The organism is Gimesia sp. (genome assembly GCF_040219335.1).
Lineage (GTDB): Bacteria > Planctomycetota > Planctomycetia > Planctomycetales > Planctomycetaceae > Gimesia.
In genome coordinates, this window is record NZ_JAVJSQ010000007.1 from 106,582 (window position 1) to 122,811 (window position 16,230).

At 55.9% G+C, this 16,230-nt stretch carries 16 protein-coding genes; 5 read left to right on the forward strand and 11 right to left on the reverse strand.

Translation table 11 applies throughout. From position 1 onward, the window contains the following. Positions 1-68: 68 nt before the first annotated feature. The 8 genes from RID21_RS07620 to RID21_RS07655 are packed head-to-tail and all read right to left on the reverse strand — an operon-like array spanning position 69 to position 8,204. On the reverse strand, positions 69-737 hold the full coding sequence (locus RID21_RS07620) for a hypothetical protein (protein WP_350188058.1): 669 nt from the start codon (positions 735-737) through the stop codon (positions 69-71). Then, a complete protein-coding gene (locus tag RID21_RS07625) occupies positions 730-1,857 on the reverse strand; it encodes a DUF1559 domain-containing protein (RefSeq protein WP_350188059.1) in 1,128 nt (375 codons plus the stop codon). The genes RID21_RS07620 and RID21_RS07625 overlap by 8 nt, the downstream gene beginning before the upstream one ends. Further along, positions 1,847-3,034 carry a DUF1559 domain-containing protein gene (locus RID21_RS07630; RefSeq protein ID WP_350188060.1) on the reverse strand — a complete coding sequence of 396 codons (1,188 nt, stop codon included), beginning with the start codon at positions 3,032-3,034 and terminating at the stop codon, positions 1,847-1,849. The genes RID21_RS07625 and RID21_RS07630 overlap by 11 nt, the downstream gene beginning before the upstream one ends. A 3-nt stretch (positions 3,035-3,037) precedes the next feature. Next, positions 3,038-4,168, reverse strand: coding sequence for a DUF1559 domain-containing protein (locus tag RID21_RS07635; protein WP_350188061.1), 1,131 nt, complete (start codon positions 4,166-4,168; stop codon positions 3,038-3,040). Further along, positions 4,158-5,288 carry a DUF1559 family PulG-like putative transporter gene (locus RID21_RS07640; RefSeq protein ID WP_350188062.1) on the reverse strand — a complete coding sequence of 377 codons (1,131 nt, stop codon included), beginning with the start codon at positions 5,286-5,288 and terminating at the stop codon, positions 4,158-4,160. Before RID21_RS07640 ends, RID21_RS07635 begins: the two co-directional genes overlap by 11 nt. A gap of 4 nt (positions 5,289-5,292) precedes the next feature. Continuing rightward, the gene (locus tag RID21_RS07645) at positions 5,293-6,426 is read right to left on the reverse strand and encodes a DUF1559 domain-containing protein (protein ID WP_350188063.1); all 1,134 of its coding nucleotides are present in this window, start codon (positions 6,424-6,426) and stop codon (positions 5,293-5,295) included. A gap of 4 nt (positions 6,427-6,430) precedes the next feature. Beyond that, positions 6,431-7,510, reverse strand: a complete 1,080-nt coding sequence (locus RID21_RS07650) for a DUF1559 family PulG-like putative transporter (RefSeq protein WP_350188064.1) — start codon at positions 7,508-7,510, stop codon at positions 6,431-6,433. Further along, a complete protein-coding gene (locus RID21_RS07655; RefSeq protein ID WP_350188065.1) occupies positions 7,500-8,204 on the reverse strand; it encodes a hypothetical protein in 705 nt (234 codons plus the stop codon). Before RID21_RS07655 ends, RID21_RS07650 begins: the two co-directional genes overlap by 11 nt. Before the next feature lie 208 nt (positions 8,205-8,412). Here RID21_RS07655 and RID21_RS07660 point away from each other — a divergent pair, with 208 nt between their 5' ends. The 5 genes from RID21_RS07660 (at position 8,413) to RID21_RS07680 (ending at position 13,457) form a co-directional block, all read left to right on the forward strand. Further along, complete coding sequence (locus tag RID21_RS07660; RefSeq protein ID WP_350188066.1) at positions 8,413-9,834, forward strand: FG-GAP repeat domain-containing protein; 1,422 nt, start codon at positions 8,413-8,415, stop codon at positions 9,832-9,834. Further along, complete coding sequence (locus tag RID21_RS07665) at positions 9,834-11,213, forward strand: tetratricopeptide repeat protein (RefSeq protein ID WP_350188067.1); 1,380 nt, start codon at positions 9,834-9,836, stop codon at positions 11,211-11,213. Before RID21_RS07660 ends, RID21_RS07665 begins: the two co-directional genes overlap by 1 nt. Positions 11,214-11,451: 238 nt before the next feature. Then, complete coding sequence (locus tag RID21_RS07670; protein WP_350188068.1) at positions 11,452-12,387, forward strand: DUF1559 domain-containing protein; 936 nt, start codon at positions 11,452-11,454, stop codon at positions 12,385-12,387. Between the two features lie 161 nt (positions 12,388-12,548). Continuing rightward, positions 12,549-12,959 (forward strand): carboxypeptidase-like regulatory domain-containing protein, encoded by a 411-nt coding sequence (locus RID21_RS07675; protein ID WP_149343699.1) that lies wholly within the window; start codon positions 12,549-12,551, stop codon positions 12,957-12,959. 99 nt (positions 12,960-13,058) lie between these two features. After that, a complete protein-coding gene (locus RID21_RS07680; RefSeq protein WP_350188069.1) occupies positions 13,059-13,457 on the forward strand; it encodes a hypothetical protein in 399 nt (132 codons plus the stop codon). A 9-nt stretch (positions 13,458-13,466) separates the two neighbouring features. On the opposite strand, the gene RID21_RS07685 is transcribed toward RID21_RS07680, so the two are convergent. From RID21_RS07685 to RID21_RS07695, 3 genes are all read right to left on the reverse strand, one after another. Beyond that, positions 13,467-13,868, reverse strand: a complete 402-nt coding sequence (locus tag RID21_RS07685; RefSeq protein ID WP_350188070.1) for a hypothetical protein — start codon at positions 13,866-13,868, stop codon at positions 13,467-13,469. 384 nt (positions 13,869-14,252) lie between these two features. Further along, a complete protein-coding gene (locus RID21_RS07690) occupies positions 14,253-14,678 on the reverse strand; it encodes a hypothetical protein (RefSeq protein ID WP_350188071.1) in 426 nt (141 codons plus the stop codon). Between the two features lie 86 nt (positions 14,679-14,764). Next, complete coding sequence (locus RID21_RS07695) at positions 14,765-16,117, reverse strand: right-handed parallel beta-helix repeat-containing protein (protein ID WP_350188072.1); 1,353 nt, start codon at positions 16,115-16,117, stop codon at positions 14,765-14,767. Positions 16,118-16,230 lie beyond the last annotated feature (113 nt).

The window sequence follows — 16,230 nt, forward strand, 5'->3', positions numbered from 1 at the left end:
AACTCCAGCGCGGTCAGACAACCGTGAATATCACCAATGGCCAGCAGACGATCTACCACAGTCTTGTATCACCTTTCTGATTGGTCTCTGTCTGGCTTTAGCGACTCACAGACCGTGGGCTCCAGTGAGCCGAATCCGTGATCGCCGCCATGCTCATGAATGAATTCGTCTTCTACAAAATCCACGAAATCGACCTCATCCCCGGCGGTCTTGATCTCCAGAATGGTTCTGGTATGCGGGGCCCGCAGCAGCGTGACTTCGCTGCGCGGAAAGGCATCTTCTTCAAAATCATCCAGTCGTTGATCAAACAGATAGAACCACTCACCTTCGCGGGTATGGATTAAAAACCCGGCCGCCGGCTCGTAAGACGTGACCGACCAGTACTGGTAGATATTGCGGATCGTTATCTGTTCCGCCACGCTATCCGCGGCATCCCGCTGGCGACTTTCCTGCCTGGTTTTCCAGCGCTGCAGGTCCTCGGCACGGAGTTTGAGCAGATACCAGAATCCCCCCGCCAGGCCCAGGCCGGCGGCACCGAGCAGTACCAGCCGATTTAGTAGCAAATTCTCCTCCCCGGTCCAGCGTTCGCACACATAGAGCAGAGGCAGAACCGGAACCATGCAGAGCATCGGCAAGCCGATCAGCAGGACGACGATAAAGATGAAATATCCCTCAAAGCGATATTTTTCTTCCGGTCGTGGCGGATACGTATGCGGGATGCGGACGATTTCAATCATGTCTGTTCTGCCTGCCTGTCACCGGTTTTCTCTGATCCCAGTCATCAGAGTTTACCTCTCCTCCTGCAGGGGTACTCAGTGCTTTCAGGATAGTGGGATCAATGTTCTCAGACACATGGCGGACGCTTCCATCTGAGAGCAGAACCTGAGCCCCTTGTCCATAGGGACCTCCGAATGTGTCTGGTCCCTGATTGATACCGCGAGCAGGGTCCCTGAAATTTAAGGGATCTCCCCAGGCACGAATGCCTGCTTTGACTTCCCCTCCCAATATCGTGTAGGAAGTGCCATCGGTGATATCACGGAGTCTCAATGAAGAATTAATACCCAGCAGTCGCTGATTCGCCGCATAATGTGCGGGTTTATATCCGGGGCGATCCGACTGATAATCTTCCAGGGGATCGAAATCATAATCCAGGCCCGGATTATGGAAGACATAAAGGCGCGTCTCGTAAGGTTGGCGGTTCTCCTCTGATGTCCAGGGCTGAGTAAAATCGATCTGCTGATACAGTTCCTGTTGATCCAGGTAAGGCAGTAACCACGCCGCCCAGCCATGCTGGGGTTGTCCCGTCGAGTCAATGATCCCCCCACTGGGAAATTGATTGTGATCGTCATGGTAGTTGTGCATTGCCAGGCCAATTTCTTTCAAAATATTCCGCGACGTGCTACGACGCATACCGGTCATGCCTCCCTGATACACCAGCCTGTCTTCCCCGGTCGCCATCCACCAGAGTTGATGCGAAACGCCGATCAGACAGATGCCACTGGTTACCAGTACCAGCAGCAGTGCCACCAGTGAGAACGACCAGCGCAGTTGCCAGTCGCGGTTCTCCTCTGCGGCCGCGGTTTCCTGTTTCCCACGATAGACACCCCGGCAGGCAAAGTGCAGTCCGGTTACGAAGAGGGCCAGACAGAACAGAAACCATAACACGCCGGAAGCCGAAACCGTCAGCGTGGGCAGGGTTCGTTTCAGATAGGGAATCCAGCCGGTTCCCAGCTGAAACAGTGTCTGAACGAGAAAGGCCATTCCCGCGCAAGAGACCAGAAAAAAGAACGTCACCAGTGCCATGGCAGACAGGGAGGCGCGCTGTACTTTGGTAGAAGGTTCTGATTCAGTGCTCACGCTGCCCTCCTTTTGTGTTTCCTGACGGAGATGGATTTTCCTCCAGCACTTCCCGACCGTCAGGTGTGCTCAGCGCCTTGAGCACAGCCGGATCGATGTCTTCAGAAAGGAAGCGAACACTGCCATCCGCGATTAAGGCATTGGCTCCGGGTCCAAAGGGCCCTGCGAACGTTTCAGGTCCCTGGTTGATGCCCCGCGCGGGGTCGCGGATATTCAGGGGATTGCCCCAGGCTCGAATGCCCGCTTTGACTTCCCCTCCCATGATCGTCTGTGATGTGCCATCCTTGATGTCGCGGATTCTCAGACCGCCATTGAGGCCCAGCAGTCGTTGATTGGCCGCGTAATGCGCCGGCCTGTAACCAGAGCGGTCAGTCCGTTCATTGTCACCCGGTTCGAAGTCGTAGCTCAAGCTCGGATTCTCCAATACACGAAGCGGCTTTTCGAAAACCTGACGATTCACCTCGGCCGTCCAGGACTGATTGAAGTCGATCTGCTGGAACAGATCCGGCTGGTCCAGGTAGGGTAAAATCCGCGCCGCCCAGCCGTGGTGTGGATTGCCGGTTGCATCCACGGTTGCCCCTATCGGTAACTGGTGATGCTCGTCATGATAGTTGTGCATTCCCAGGCCGATCTGCTTGAGACGGTTAATTGAAACCCGACGTCTCTGACCTTCGATGAAAGCAACCGGATAAAACAGGGAGAGGGGACGCTCTCTGAGTAGAGCCCTCTGATCTCCAGCAGCCATCCACCACAGCTGATGCGAGATTCCAATCAGACTGATGCCACTGGTGATCAGAACCAGTAACAGGCTGACCAGGGTCGCCGTCCAGCGGAGTCTCCACCGCGAAACACCCGTCGTTGACTCGGTCCGCTTCACAGTGGTCAGCGTTCCTCGATACAGTTTTCTACCCACCAGATGGACTCCGATCAGGAACAGACTCAGGGTGCAGAGAAACCAGAGTGTCCCTGAAATTGAAAGGGTCAACGTGGGCACGACGCGCCAGAGATAACTGATCCAGCCGATCATCAGTGCGTACACTGTCTGCGGCAGAAAGAACAGTCCCAGGCCGAGAGTCAGACCGAGCAACATAAGGCCGCCTGCCAGCGCGACCCAGAACCGCTGCAGTGTAGTCAACGGTGGTGTTTCCGTTTTGCTGGTGGCGCTGTTTTCCTGCATCGCTTAATACTCCCCCACTGGTTCGCCGCCGTCGGGTGTTGCCAGTGCTTTGAGGATTGCCGGATCGATGTTTTCATTGATGAAGCGGACGGAACCATCTCCCAGTAGAAAATAGGCGCCGCCTGTCGAAGGGCTGCCGAATCCTTGAGGGGCTGCGTTGATACCACGCATGGGATCGCGGAAGTTGGTCGGATCACCCCAGGCTTTGATTTGGGAATTCACCTCGCCCGCCAGCAGGGTATTCGAAGTGCCGTCTCTGATCTCCTGAATTTTCGGTGCCGAATTCACATTGAATACATGGGAATTCGCGGCATAATGTGCCGGCTTGAGGCGGTGTTCGGCGTCTCTTCTGAGATCGCCCGGCTGATAATCATAGTTTAGCTTCGGGTTTTGCAGGACAGGTAACCTGTTCTCGAAATGCGGACGATTTTCCGGTGCTGTCCAGGGTTGCTCGAAATCGATCTGGTTATACAGATAGGCCTGGTCCAGGTAGGGCAGCAGTTGTGTGGTCCAGCTGTGCTGCGGCTGACCGGCACGATCAAAAATTCCGCCGGGAGGGAAACGGGACATCATGTTGTGATAATTGTGCATCGCGAGGCCCAGTTGCTTGAGATGGTGACGGGTTTCAATGCGACGGTATCTGCCCCTTCCTTTGTGAACCAGCAGCAGTCTCTCGTTTGTGGTCACCAGTTCCTGAACCGTGTGCTTCAGTCCCAGTAGTGCAAAGCCGAAACCCGTGAGACTCAGAACGAGTACCAGGAGTGAGGCCGTCCAGCGTTTCTCCCATTTTGTTGTCACGGCAGTCTGTACATGATCAACTCGGGTAGACTGGAACCGGTGGTAGAGACCGTTCAGCAAAAGATGGGCGACGAGCGCCACCGCCAGCAGCAGACCACAACACCAGAGGAACTGCGGCACCGTAAAGGTCCAGAGGGAGAGGAACCGCCAGAGGTAAACAGCCCAGCCCGTCAGGAACAGGAACCCGAGGAGCAGTGGAAACATGATTTGAAAAAATCCCAGCACGGCAATCAGGATCAGTAACAGACCCAACGTTTCCAGCCCCGTCAGTCGATAGCCCCAGGTGATCTCCGTCTCTGAAACATCCCGCCCGGTTTTGTGGAAGTCATCTGTCATGGTGCCACACTCCCTCACCCACCGGTTCGCCGCCGTTGGGTGTTGCCAGTGCTTTGAGGATGGCGGGATCGATATTTTCATTGATGAAACGGACGGAGCCGTCGACCATCAGAAACTGGGCACCGCCCTGAAAGGGACCGCCAAAGCCATGCGGGTCAACGTTGATGCCCCGCGTTGGATCGCGGAAGTTGGTTGGATCGCCCCAGGCCTTGAACTGCGCGTTCACTTCTCCTGCAAGCAGCGTATTCGAACTGCCGTCACTGATCTCCTGAAAACCCGGCGCCGCATTCGCATTCATGACATGCGAATTGGCCGCGTATTGCGCGGGCTGGTAGCCTGCGGAAGTCGGTTCGCCCTCGGCTCCCCCGCGGTAGGTCTCCCGCAGACCGGGATTCAGGCAGTAGTACAAGGGCTGCTGAAAGGGGAGACGATTAGCGTCGGCTGACCAGGGCTGGCCGAGGTCGATCTGACGATAGAGCCGCTCTTCCCCCAGGAAGGGGAGCAGGTGTGTGAGCCAGCTGTGCTGTGGCTGACCGGTTTGATCGAAGGTGCCCCCTGCCGGAAAGTGTCCATAGACATCCTGGTGACTGTGCAGCGCCAGCCCGAGTTCTTCGAGTTGATCGCCGGACTGCTCACGCTTCCAGCCGCCTTGACTGTCAAACGCGAATGAGATTCGTTCCTGACTGGTGACCAGCGCCCAGACCTGTTGTGTCAGCTCGGTCACTGCAAAGCTGCTGCCCAACAGCAGCAGCAACAACGCCAGGATGGTACAGGTCCACCGTGGTTGCCAGACTGCGGATGAATTCTCTGACTGAAATCGCAGGCGATAGCCACGTTTTAAAAACAGATGCAAGACGGCGCCCATGAAAATGAGAATGACGACACACCAGACGATCTGCGTGGGAGAACGACTCAAGCTGTTCCCCACGCGCTGCAGATACAGATACCAGCCGGCCAGCAGGTGATACCCGAGACGAAACGGATAGACGACTCCCAACAGCAGCAGGAAGAAACAGTAAACCAGCAGCGCAAACAGGATCATCAGGCAGCCAGCCACGATCAGCAGTTTGAAGCCCAGGCCGCGGGCAGGACGGGGATCGGTTTTCGTTTCGTTCGACATGGCTTTACCAGTCCTCCTGAAAACGGCTCATGTCTTCGCCGCCGTTGGGTGTCGCGAGTGCTTTAAGCACGGCCGGGTCGATGTTTTCATTAATGAAGCGGGCCGAACCATCTCCCAGCAGGCAATTGGCACCGCCGATGAAAGGACCACCAAAGCCGCGCGGGTGAGCATTGATTCCCAGTGCCGGATCGCGGAAGTTGGTCGGATCGCCCCAGGCTTTGAGCTGTGAATTGACTTCGCCCGCCAGCAGTGTGTTGGAAAGACCGTCCTTGATCTCTTTGAAGTTCAGCCCCGAGTTCACATTCAGGACACGTGCGTTCGCCGCGTATCCGGCTGGCTGGTATCCGTGGGGGAGCTCCGGTTCTTTCCTGTTCAAGCGGGGACCCGGAATCTGATAAACATCCAGTTCTGTAGTAAAGATGTCACGATTGTCCGCAGCGGTCCAGGGTTGATGAAAATCGACCTTGTTATACAGGGGTGCCTGGTCAACAAAAGGCAGGATCTGCGTCATCCAGCTGTGTTGTGGTTGTCCGGTCTGATTGAAAATTCCGCCGGGAGGCAGGCGATCATGGACGTCGTGGTAGTTATGCAGCGCCAGGCCGATCTGTTTGAGATTGTTTTTGGAAGCACTGCGTCTGGCTGCATTATAAGAATTATAGGCTGTCACAAGCCGCTCATCGCCGGTGGTCATCGACCAGACCTGCCTGCCGATTTCGGCAACGGCCACTCCGCTCCCGGCCAGGATCAACAGAAACAGTAGCACCGAACAGGTCCACTGTTTAGGCCAGGAGTTCAGGGGGGCGACGTCCGGCTCGGCCGACTGCAGTCGTTGTGACCAGTGATATCCCTGTTTCAGCAGCAGATGCAGGGCCACGACGATCAACGCCAGAAAGAGAATCAACCACACCAGTTGTGAGACGACCAGGGTCTGCGTGCTCAACACGCGTTTGAGATAGGCCACCCAGCCGAACAGGAGATGATAGCCGATCACGAAAGGCAACATAACTCCCAGGCAGGCCATGAATCCCGCCAGCGTCAAGACGCTGATCCCCCGCGCAATCCAGTCTCCCGATTTCTGTGGAGTCGACTGCTCTGAGTCCGTGGAGCCGGGTCCTGTGGTTTCCGGGTCGGTTGTCATCGCATTACCTCCCCTCCAGGAACGCGCTGACATCTTCGCCCCCATGGGGCGTCGCGAGTGCTTTCAATATTTCGGGGTCGATATTTTCATTGATGAATTTCCCGCTGCCATCCAGGAACAGCATGTTAGCTCCGCCTCTCAGCCTTCGCGGTGCTCCGAATCCCAGCGGGTGCCTGTTGATTCCTAATGCGGGATCGCGTGCATTCAGCGGTTCTCCCCAGGCAGGCAGCCGGGTGCTGATCTCACCGAGCATAATTGTATTCGCAAGTCCATCCGGGACGCTTTGATCATTGAGGACCTGATCTGGCGCGGCAATGTGACTGTTCAGCGCGAGATGTGAGAGTCCAAACCCGTTGCTGTCGACCCGCTGTTCGTCCGGGGTTTCACTCCTGAGAAAATTCGGGATCGAAGTCTGGAAATGCTCTGCATTCCGTTGCGAGTTCCAGGGGGCACTCAGATCGATCTTTTCGAACAAAGCGGTCGAGTCCAGGTAAGGCAACAGTTGTGTTTCCCAGCTGTGTAACGGTTTACCCGTCGAACTGATGATTACTGTGGGATGCCGATCTTGATTCTCTGCAGAATATCGCTCTGCTGATTTTCCAAGTCTGCGTTGATTCAAGAGAAATGTGTACTGGTTCCAGAATTCTTTTGTGCTTGTTAAGAAGGATCCTTTGTCATCCTTCATGATTTCCCGTGTCCGATGGGCCATACCGACCACTGACAGTCCTCCCGTGAAGCTGACGATCAGCAAGATCAGACAGACAGCCGTCCTGCGCAACCGCCAGGGACCTGCCGGGGAATTTTCAGTTTGTGAGGATCCCAGTTTTGTTGCCTGCACCCCCAGTACCTGAATTACAACTGCCAACAGAATCAGGAGCAGACACGCCGTCACGATTCCCGGCACTGAAACGGTCATTTGCGGCTGGACACGTAGCAAAAAGGGATACCAGCCCAAGAGAAGGTAGATCAGAAATCGGAAGATAAAATACATCCCACCCAGGAAAACCAGAGTCAGGAAGATCATGAAAACAACACCGATCTCAGTCTTTGTTGGTCCTTTCGATTTCTTTGTTTCATTTTCCATTGAGCACATCCTGAGCTTTGGTGGTGGGAAGCACCTTAATGGCGCCGTCGGTGAACAGGATCAGCTGCTGGTCGTCGCCGTAGATGGCCTGCTCGAAGGCGAGAGGTTCTGAAGGGTACGCTTGCTTGTCGCCCGCGACATAGCCGTAGCGGGCCTGCAGCGGGCCGGGCTGCAGCCAGAACTCTTCGGCGAAGGTGGTCTCGTCTGCTTTGCCGGGGAATTTGCCCTGGTGGGTGGCGACATGCATGAAGAGTGCCGACCGCAGTTCACCCAGTTTGCTGCGTCGCTCGTCGAGTGTGGTCCCTGCTGCCAGGGAGGAATCGTCCGGTTGTTTGTCTTCCACGAGTCGATAGGTGCGTCCGCTCTTTTCCCAGGCACCGGGGGTCAGCAGTTCGCGTGCGCCCGAGATCATCGTCAACACAAACAGGAACATCAGCCCCCAGAGCACCGAGACTCCGAGCGCGCCTTTATACGAGATGCGGGGCAGTTTCGGGAAATCTTTCGCCAGCAGATTCCAGCAGAGCTTGAGGATCAGGGCGCTCAGCAGCAGCACCATCAGGAAGAAGGAGATGGACTGCAGACGCAGCTGGGCGATGTCGGTCAGGTCGAGTGAGACGCTGGGCATCCCGGCCTGGACGGGTCCGGTCCAGAAAAAACTGACACAGCCGGCGAGCAGAACAGTGCGAACCATCATGGAAATCAACTCCGCAGAAGTGCAATGAGAAAGGGTCTATTTCCATCATACATAAGTCCACATGATACGCGAGTCTATTCTTTTTGTTGTCGGGCAATTTCGCGGGGGATCGCGATTTCGGGCTTGCCAGACGCGGGACCGCCTGTTGACACTCCCCGGCGCGCGGACTAGCATTGATCCATGATTGCGACTGCAGCGCTGTGCAGTCGTGACATTAGACTCATATTATTCCTTCCGCGTTGACCTGCCCGAGCTTATGTCTGCAGCCGAGAACAGCCCACCCCCCGAGACGAACCCGGAGCCGAACATTCCGGACCGCACTGGTTTGACGCTGCTGATGCTGGTGGCCGTCATTCTGCTGCCGCTGGCGACCTGGTTTGCCTTGCCTCTGGTTCCACCGCTGGGGAGTCTGCCCGAGCTCTACACGGGAGGCACTTCGTATCCGGCGTCCCCCCTACACTTTGATCGCAGCGGGAGTCTGCAGACTGCGAGTGCGGAGGGCTCATCAAAAGAGCTGCCTCTGATTACCAACGTGCAGATTCTTGATTTTGACGGCGATGGAAAAAACGAGATTCTCGCCTGTGATGCCGGCAATAACCGAGTGCTGCTGATCTCGATAGATAATGAGGGAGTCCAGACGACCCGCACGCTGATTGAGGATGTGGCTGCGCCCGCGCATGCGACTGCCGTGGATATTGACGCCGACGGCGATCTGGATCTGGTGATTTCGGTGCTGGGGAACATTCAGCCCGATGATGGAGTCGTGGGCAAAGTCGAGCTGTTTGAACAGACGAAAAACGGTTTTGTCAGACATGTGATTCTGGATGACGTCCGCCGCGTCGCCGATGTGCAGCCTGGTGACTTCGACCAGGATGGCGACCTCGACCTCGCGGTGGCTGTCTTCGGCTACAACCGCGGTGAAGTCCTCTGGCTGGAGAACCAGGGCAACTTTCAGTTTGTGGATCACCTGCTGCATCGGGCGCCGGGTACGATTCATGTTCCCGTGGCGGACTTTGACGGGGACGGCGATCTGGATATCGCGACGATCGTCTCGCAGGAAGAAGAAGAGCTCGTGGCCTTTGAAAATCTGGGGCAGGGAAAATTCAAAACCCGGTCCCTGTGGATGACGCCTAATATGGACCTCGGCAGTGCGGGTCTGATTCACGCCGACCTCGACCAGGATGGCGATCAGGATCTGATTCTCCCCGCGGGCGACAACCTCGAAGACTTCGATGCGTACCCGCAGCCTTACCACGGATGTTACTGGTTTGAGAACACGGGCGACTGGAAGTTTAAGCAGCACCGCATCTCGAATCTGGGAGGTACGTATGCCGGGGATGTGACCGACCTGGACGGCGACGGCGATCTGGATGTCGTGCTGGTGAGCATGACGAACGACTGGTACACGCCGGGGAATGCGAGCCTGGTCTGGCTGGAAAATGATGGTCAGCAGAACTTCAAAAGCTGGCAGATCGACAGTGAGCCGATCCATCTCGTCACGGTTGCGACGGGTGACCTGAACCAGGACGGCCGGCCCGACATCGCCGCTGGTGCGTTGAATATGCGGAAACCCTTTGATCGCATCGGACAGGTTTCGGCCTGGCTGCAACGTGCGGAAGGGGGTCGCTGATGTTATTTCGCGCGTTGATGCTGTTATTGATCGTTGAAGGCACCTGGTGCGGATATCTGTTCTACCAGCGGGCTGCACGACCGGAACCGGTATTGCCCGAAGCGCGGCTGATGGACACTTTGTTTGTAGAGGATGTCGAACCGCTGGTCACGCAGGTTCAGAAAGACAATGCGCCTTACGACTGGATGCAGTTGGGTGAGGCACTGCTGGGCCAGGGATATTACAGTCATGCGGCACTCTGTTTTGAACAGGTTGCCCGGCTGATGCCCGCGAGTCGACTGGCTGAGAGCCGCATCGCATATTGCCTGGAACGGACCGGGCGCACCTCCGAGAGCACCGACAAGTATCTGAGTCTGCTGGAGACCGCAGAAGAAGGACGCGAAGGAGACCGCGAGCGGATGCAGATCCGCTATGAAATCGGTCGCAATTATCTGCGCGAGGAACAGACCGACAAAGCGGAAGCCATGTTCCGTGAGAATCTTGGTTTCCTGCCGGCCCGCTATCAACTGGCCAAACTGTTGATCCGCTCGGACCGCATTGAGGAAGCACTGCCTTTGATTCAGGAATCGTTACAGCGGGTTCCCCAGTCACTCAAATTCCGGGAACTGGAACTGCAGGCATATCGCAGACAAGGTGACATGGACGCGGTCAACCGGAGTGCCCTTGCCCTGGCGCGGGCTCAGCACTCGGTCCCGTTGCATCCGGGTTCCGATTTCATCGAGCCCTATCGAATGCAGTATGGCATCGATCGGCGGGTGGAAGAGTTCAATCAGCGGATTTCGGGAGGCACACTGGATGAGCTGGCGGGCGAACTGGAGCAGCTGATCGCGCTGCTCGATAACCGCCCCACGACCCATTATCCGATCTTCCTGATGCGGCTGGCGGAAGTGAATCTGCAGCGAAAACGTCCCGAGCAGATCGGCAAGACGATTCAGCAGTTGAACGATTTGCAGATCCACAACGCCGAGACCCTGCTCTACCAGGCGCAGTCTCTGGGGATGCAGGACGAGTGGGATCAGGCTGCTGAGCTGGCTCAGCGGGCGGCGCTGCTCACGAAAGATCCGGCCCTGCATCAGCAGATTGCAGTCATCCTGGAACAGGCGGGTCAGGTGGAGCCAAGTACGGCGGCTCGCGCACGGGCCTTGCGGCTCAAGGGGATGCTGGCTTACCGCGAGAATCAGCTCGCAGAGGCGGAAGCCCTGCTCGATCAGTCACTCTCCCTGAACCCCGCAGATGCCCAGGCATGGTATGACCGAGGGCTGATTCGGCTCGCTCTGGGGAACCTGGAAGCCGCCCGGGCTGATTTTCAGGCCTGCCTGGAACGGGAGCCCCGACACGGTCGTGCGCAGCGTCAACTGACGCCGGCCAAGGACAAATAAGCGTAACCTTATATATATCAAGACTTACGTTATATTTTCTACCTGAGAAATGCTGCAGCAGTAGCCAGGTCCCCCTTCTCCTGACAGGTACAAGCCTCCTGCAGTAAACACATTTCTCTTAGGAAGCACTTTCTTTATTAACAAAATTATTGAATTCTTGCAGGCAGTGTGGCTAATATAAAGAAGCGTCTCAAATAATTCCCAATTACATTTCTATTAAATTTGAGGTCATGTCTTTATGAAGAGGAACAGTAGTGTGATCTGCGGCGTTCGCTGGCGTGGATTCACCTTGATCGAACTTCTGGTTGTTATCGCCATCATTGCTATCTTAATTGCCCTTTTGCTGCCAGCCGTACAACAGGCGCGCGAAGCTGCCCGCCGCAGTACCTGTAAAAATAACCTGAAGCAGATGGGCGTTGCCTTTCACAATTATCACGACACACACCGGACCTTCCCTCCCGGCTGGATCGACGGTGATCAGACTGTTGGTGACGCTTCCGAAGCTGCCAACAAGAATGGTCTGGGTTGGGGCACGATGATTCTGCCCTTCATGGATCAGACTCCGCTCTACAACCAGATCGGTACTGAGACCAATGGCTTCACCATGAACTGGCACATCGGCTATACCGGTTCGACATCTATCCCGTCCGCCAAAACCATTATTCCCGCGTATAACTGCCCGTCCGATCCGATGGGTGGCATCAATATCGACAAGGGAAGCTTTGGAAAATCCAACTATGGAACCGAGCGTCTGCTGATGGGCGTCAACAAGAAGCTACAGATCCGAGACTTCCGTGACGGAACCACCAACACGATTCTCGTCGGCGAAGTGACCACGCAGGACGAAACCGGAACGACCGGCAGCTGTGGTGGCGCCGCCTGTGATCAATTTATGGGCAAACTCTGGATCGGTGCCCGGACCGCCTCCTGGGGCTGGGAACGGGGTCTGCAGGCCGAAGACGTCTACTTCATCGGCTACAACGCACCGGATGACTTCATTAACGGTGGTGCCCGCGACCCTGCCGACCGGTTCGCTCTGTCGAGCCCTCACGTAGGCGGCGTACATATCATGCTGGCCGACGGCTCGGTTCGCTTCCTGTCGGAAAATATCGACGTCAACACCTACGAATGGTTGAACGACGAAAGTGACGGAAACGTGCTGGGCGAGTTCTAAGGGACGCCTCCGTCGACGACCACCCGTCACCAATTTCGTGATGTCTACTTTCTTGAGCACAACGGTTTTCAACTGAGAGCCGTTGTGCCTCTTTTACTGCAGCCCGAGCGGGACTGCAGTCGTTCCCAAATTTCTCCTGATTAATCCAGAGTATTTTCAAGATGACAAAACACACGCTGCTGCTGATGTTTGGTTTGACGCTTTCCCTGTTGTTGACCGCCTGTGGTGGTGCCCCCGATGACCAGCCCGAGCTGGGTACGGTTTCGGGTGTAGTAACCATGGATGGCAAACCGCTGCCCAATGCGAATGTGCGGTTCTACCCGGACGCGGGACGTGCGTCTGCTGCCAAAACGGATGACTCGGGTCATTACGAACTGGTTTACATTCGCGACGAAATGGGGGCGATCCCCGGCAAACACAGTGTCAAGATTTCAACCCTCGACGAAGCCAACGATCCGTTCGGCGACCAGGGTAGCGAAACCGTTCCTGATAAATACAACAAAAAAACCACCCTGGAAGCCACCGTTGAACCCGGCGAGAACACGATCAACTTCGACCTGGAATCGAAGTAAGCCTTTTCAACCGAAGGTCGACCGCGATCTCCTGTGGATCTGAAGACAAAAGCCCGCTATCATGATGACAGCGGGCTTTCTTTATTTCGGATGCGAATCATGCAGACTCAGCTGGCTCAAAAACCGTTTTCTCTGGAGCAACTCGTCGTACTCTGCAGAAAAATCCGCGCGGTGCTGCTGCATCCCCAGACTCTGTTACGCGGTCTGATCTATCTGCAGTGTCTGTTGACCCTGTTTCTGTTCTGCCTGTTTCATGGCGGGCTGCGATTCCTGGGTCCTTATGAAACAATGCGACCTCTGCTGCCTGCTCTGGATACCTGTATTTCGCTGGTTCCCATGCTGTGTGTCTGTTTTGGCTTTGCTTTTCTGATATTGTTCGGTTCGATTCAATATCCGGCAGGTCAAGCACGACTCTGCCTGGTATCGTATGCGGTCAACTTTGCTGCGGCGATCTTCTTCTGGTATTTCCTGTACGCCAGCCGAATTCCTGTGCTGTGAGCTCGCAACTCACTCTCCACTGTGGTCTGCGGAATCGAAGGTCATCCATTTGGGCAGTGGGATGGAAGGACTGCGGGCGATGAGCAGCAGGCAGCCGATAACGATCACCAGGATCGGGATTTCGATATTGAAGGTGACGTAGCCGATCTGTCTCAGGACGGAGAGGGTGCTGGCGATGAGGAAGAAGGGGCCGATCAGGACGGAGGACTTGTCGATTCCGCTGACGGCGAGGGAGGTCAGGCCGGTGATCGCCAGGCCGAGAATCCAGATCCAGTTGAGTCCGGGCACGACGTTGAGTGTCGTCAGTAACCAGCCGGTGCCGACGGCGATGATGAGCAGCGGAATGACCAGTGTTTTGCGGTTCGAGGCGGCGATTTCAGCAGCAGGCTGGGTGACTGGCGTATTCATCATTCTGACATCCTGTTCTAAAAGGTTGAAAGTGGCTTGATATCATTCAGGCGGTGTCGCGTCAGGAATCTCACGCGGTTTCGGGAAAAAACTGAGATTTTCCGGGAAACGGCGTTCCGCGTCGATTTGAGGCTCTATTTCAGTGAGGAAACGCACATTGACGCTCCCCCTGACTCAGAATCAGGATAAGACGCTGGTAGCATTTTTAAATGCGAACAGGTACTTGCAAAAGATCGCCTGCCCGGGCTACGTTGTTGAAGACGCCATCCGACTGGGGTTGAATATCGTCTGGTATTCGCAGCTGCCGTGTGTTGCTGGAGGCCTGACGGTTACCTGAGGTGGGAGAGACAGAAGAGGGGTTTAACATCTGCATGAGGATGGTGCACGTCATTCATGAGTGGAATCTGTCAAGAGTGAGGGCAGTCTGCGATGTTTGAACGGTAGACGTGCTTTGTCGAAGGCGGTGGTCCAGGTTTTCTCCCAGTCGGGGTCGGTGCAGTCGGCATAATTTTGATTGTCCTGCCGCAGGAGGATTGTCTGCTGTACCGTGCCCACACTATACAAGGCCAGTTCCAGTTCGCCAGGCTTTTGTTTCCAGACCAGTAACGACAGAGCTAACTGAATCAATTGATCCAGATGATCCAGGCCATCGTCAGGGTAATAAAATTTTTCGAGATCGCACCAGAGAATCAAAGACGAATCGATCCAATACTGCTTTTGAATTTTGGCGCGATGTTCCTCATTCGGAGTGAGCACTGTACACGATAGCCCCGGCTTCACCACAGTGTCGGTCAGCTCAGTGGAACGGTACATCGACTGCTGCTTGATCAGCCAGTTCAAGAGTTCTTCTGGAGTAGAGTCCAGCTTCAACGAGAACGCGTAAATACGAGACAGTCGATCTATGGTTCCAGCTCCACATTACTGATGCCTTCGCGGCCCGGGTCGAAGATGTTGTTCGAGAGATGAATGCCGGTCGCTTTGCGGGCGATGCGGATGGCGTAAACGTAGCGCGGTCCCTGCTCTGTTTTGTCCGGGTGGAAGCGACCGGAATTCTGGACGATGTTCCCCTGGATGATCACGTCGGCCAATGGCGGGTTGTCTGGTTTTTGACCTTCGTCGAGCAGAATCGGATTGCCCTGACTGCCCCAGATCCAGTGGGCGTTGCCGAAGCCGAACTGGGAGATAATATTGTTCGCGATGATCGAACCACCGTCGCCGTTATCGACGTGGGCCGACTCTGAAGGTGATTCCTGACGGGCATCATGAGAGGCGGCGCCTGGCATCAGGCCGATACTCCAGAGATCGTTTTTGATGAACTGGTTGCCGATGATGACCACATTGCGGGAGCCGTGCATCGCTTTCATTCCCACGAAGCAGTTGGAGACGATATTCTGGGCGACGATGACATGGTCGGAATGCAGGTCGATGCCCTGCGCGCCGTTTTCGATTGTATTCCCCAGGATCTGAGTACGATCGCTGGCGGTGGGCGAAGTGACGATGATGGCCGATCCCTGGTGCCAGTTTTTGACCGATTCCCGCTCCCAGGTTTCCTGGCTGGTGAGTGTCCCTTTGGTCTCGTTCTTTTTGACGAACTGGCCGAGCTGGTGTTGCTGCTGGACTTCGGGCGTGGGCAGCAGTTCGGTTTCGGTGATGCGGTTTCCCTGGATCAGGGTGCCTGTGCTGGCGTTGACGACGATGCCAGTACCGTCGATGCAGTGAAAGGCGTAGCCCCAGTCGGGGGACGCGGTGCGGTCGTCGACGGCGATCCGCATGTAGTTGGTGATCGTGCAGTTGCGAATGGTGGCGTTGCGACAGTTGAGCAGATAGAAGACGCCGGAACGGGTGCGATGATTCAGGACTGTGACATTATCGAGTACCAGATCCTGACAGTCGCGGACGTTGATGGCTTCGATGGCGGTCGTCTGTTTGTCCTCCGGTCGAGTGAGAACGAGGTCGCGAAACTGGACGCCCTTTCGATGTTCGACTTCGATGAACGGGGCTGCGGGGTTCGTCTGAATAATGCGTCCCGGACCAAACAGGCCGCTGCCATCACTGCGGATGACCAGTTTTTCCGAGATCTCATAATCGCCGGCAGGGAGGAAAAGCATCCGCCCCGGCTGGGCATCGAGGGCCGCCTGAATCGATTGTCCGGTGGTGACCATTGGAAAGGGCTGGTTGTTTTGTGCCCGGCTGGAGGTGGCAGAGACGAGGAGGCTGAAGAGAAGAAGCGTGGGCATGGTGAGTGAGCGCATGATGGTTCCTGTTTCTGTGATCGAGCGCGGGCACGGTCAGTTGCCTGCTCGCTGCGCTCGGCCCGAATTGCATTCGGGCCCACCCTGGTTTTTGAAACGATGGAATCGATTAT

Coding starts and splice junctions, on each gene's coding strand:
- RID21_RS07685 (WP_350188070.1), bottom strand. CDS start 13,868: ATGATGAATACGCCAGTCACCCAGCCTGCTGCTGAAATCGCCGCCTCG.
- RID21_RS07670 (WP_350188068.1), top strand. CDS start 11,452: ATGAAGAGGAACAGTAGTGTGATCTGCGGCGTTCGCTGGCGTGGATTC.
- RID21_RS07645 (WP_350188063.1), bottom strand. CDS start 6,426: ATGACAACCGACCCGGAAACCACAGGACCCGGCTCCACGGACTCAGAG.
- RID21_RS07675 (WP_149343699.1), top strand. CDS start 12,549: ATGACAAAACACACGCTGCTGCTGATGTTTGGTTTGACGCTTTCCCTG.
- RID21_RS07640 (WP_350188062.1), bottom strand. CDS start 5,288: ATGTCGAACGAAACGAAAACCGATCCCCGTCCTGCCCGCGGCCTGGGC.
- RID21_RS07655 (WP_350188065.1), bottom strand. CDS start 8,204: ATGATGGTTCGCACTGTTCTGCTCGCCGGCTGTGTCAGTTTTTTCTGG.
- RID21_RS07630 (WP_350188060.1), bottom strand. CDS start 3,034: ATGCAGGAAAACAGCGCCACCAGCAAAACGGAAACACCACCGTTGACT.
- RID21_RS07695 (WP_350188072.1), bottom strand. CDS start 16,117: ATGCGCTCACTCACCATGCCCACGCTTCTTCTCTTCAGCCTCCTCGTC.
- RID21_RS07650 (WP_350188064.1), bottom strand. CDS start 7,510: ATGGAAAATGAAACAAAGAAATCGAAAGGACCAACAAAGACTGAGATC.
- RID21_RS07665 (WP_350188067.1), top strand. CDS start 9,834: ATGTTATTTCGCGCGTTGATGCTGTTATTGATCGTTGAAGGCACCTGG.
- RID21_RS07690 (WP_350188071.1), bottom strand. CDS start 14,678: ATGTACCGTTCCACTGAGCTGACCGACACTGTGGTGAAGCCGGGGCTA.
- RID21_RS07620 (WP_350188058.1), bottom strand. CDS start 737: ATGATTGAAATCGTCCGCATCCCGCATACGTATCCGCCACGACCGGAA.
- RID21_RS07680 (WP_350188069.1), top strand. CDS start 13,059: ATGCAGACTCAGCTGGCTCAAAAACCGTTTTCTCTGGAGCAACTCGTC.
- RID21_RS07635 (WP_350188061.1), bottom strand. CDS start 4,168: ATGACAGATGACTTCCACAAAACCGGGCGGGATGTTTCAGAGACGGAG.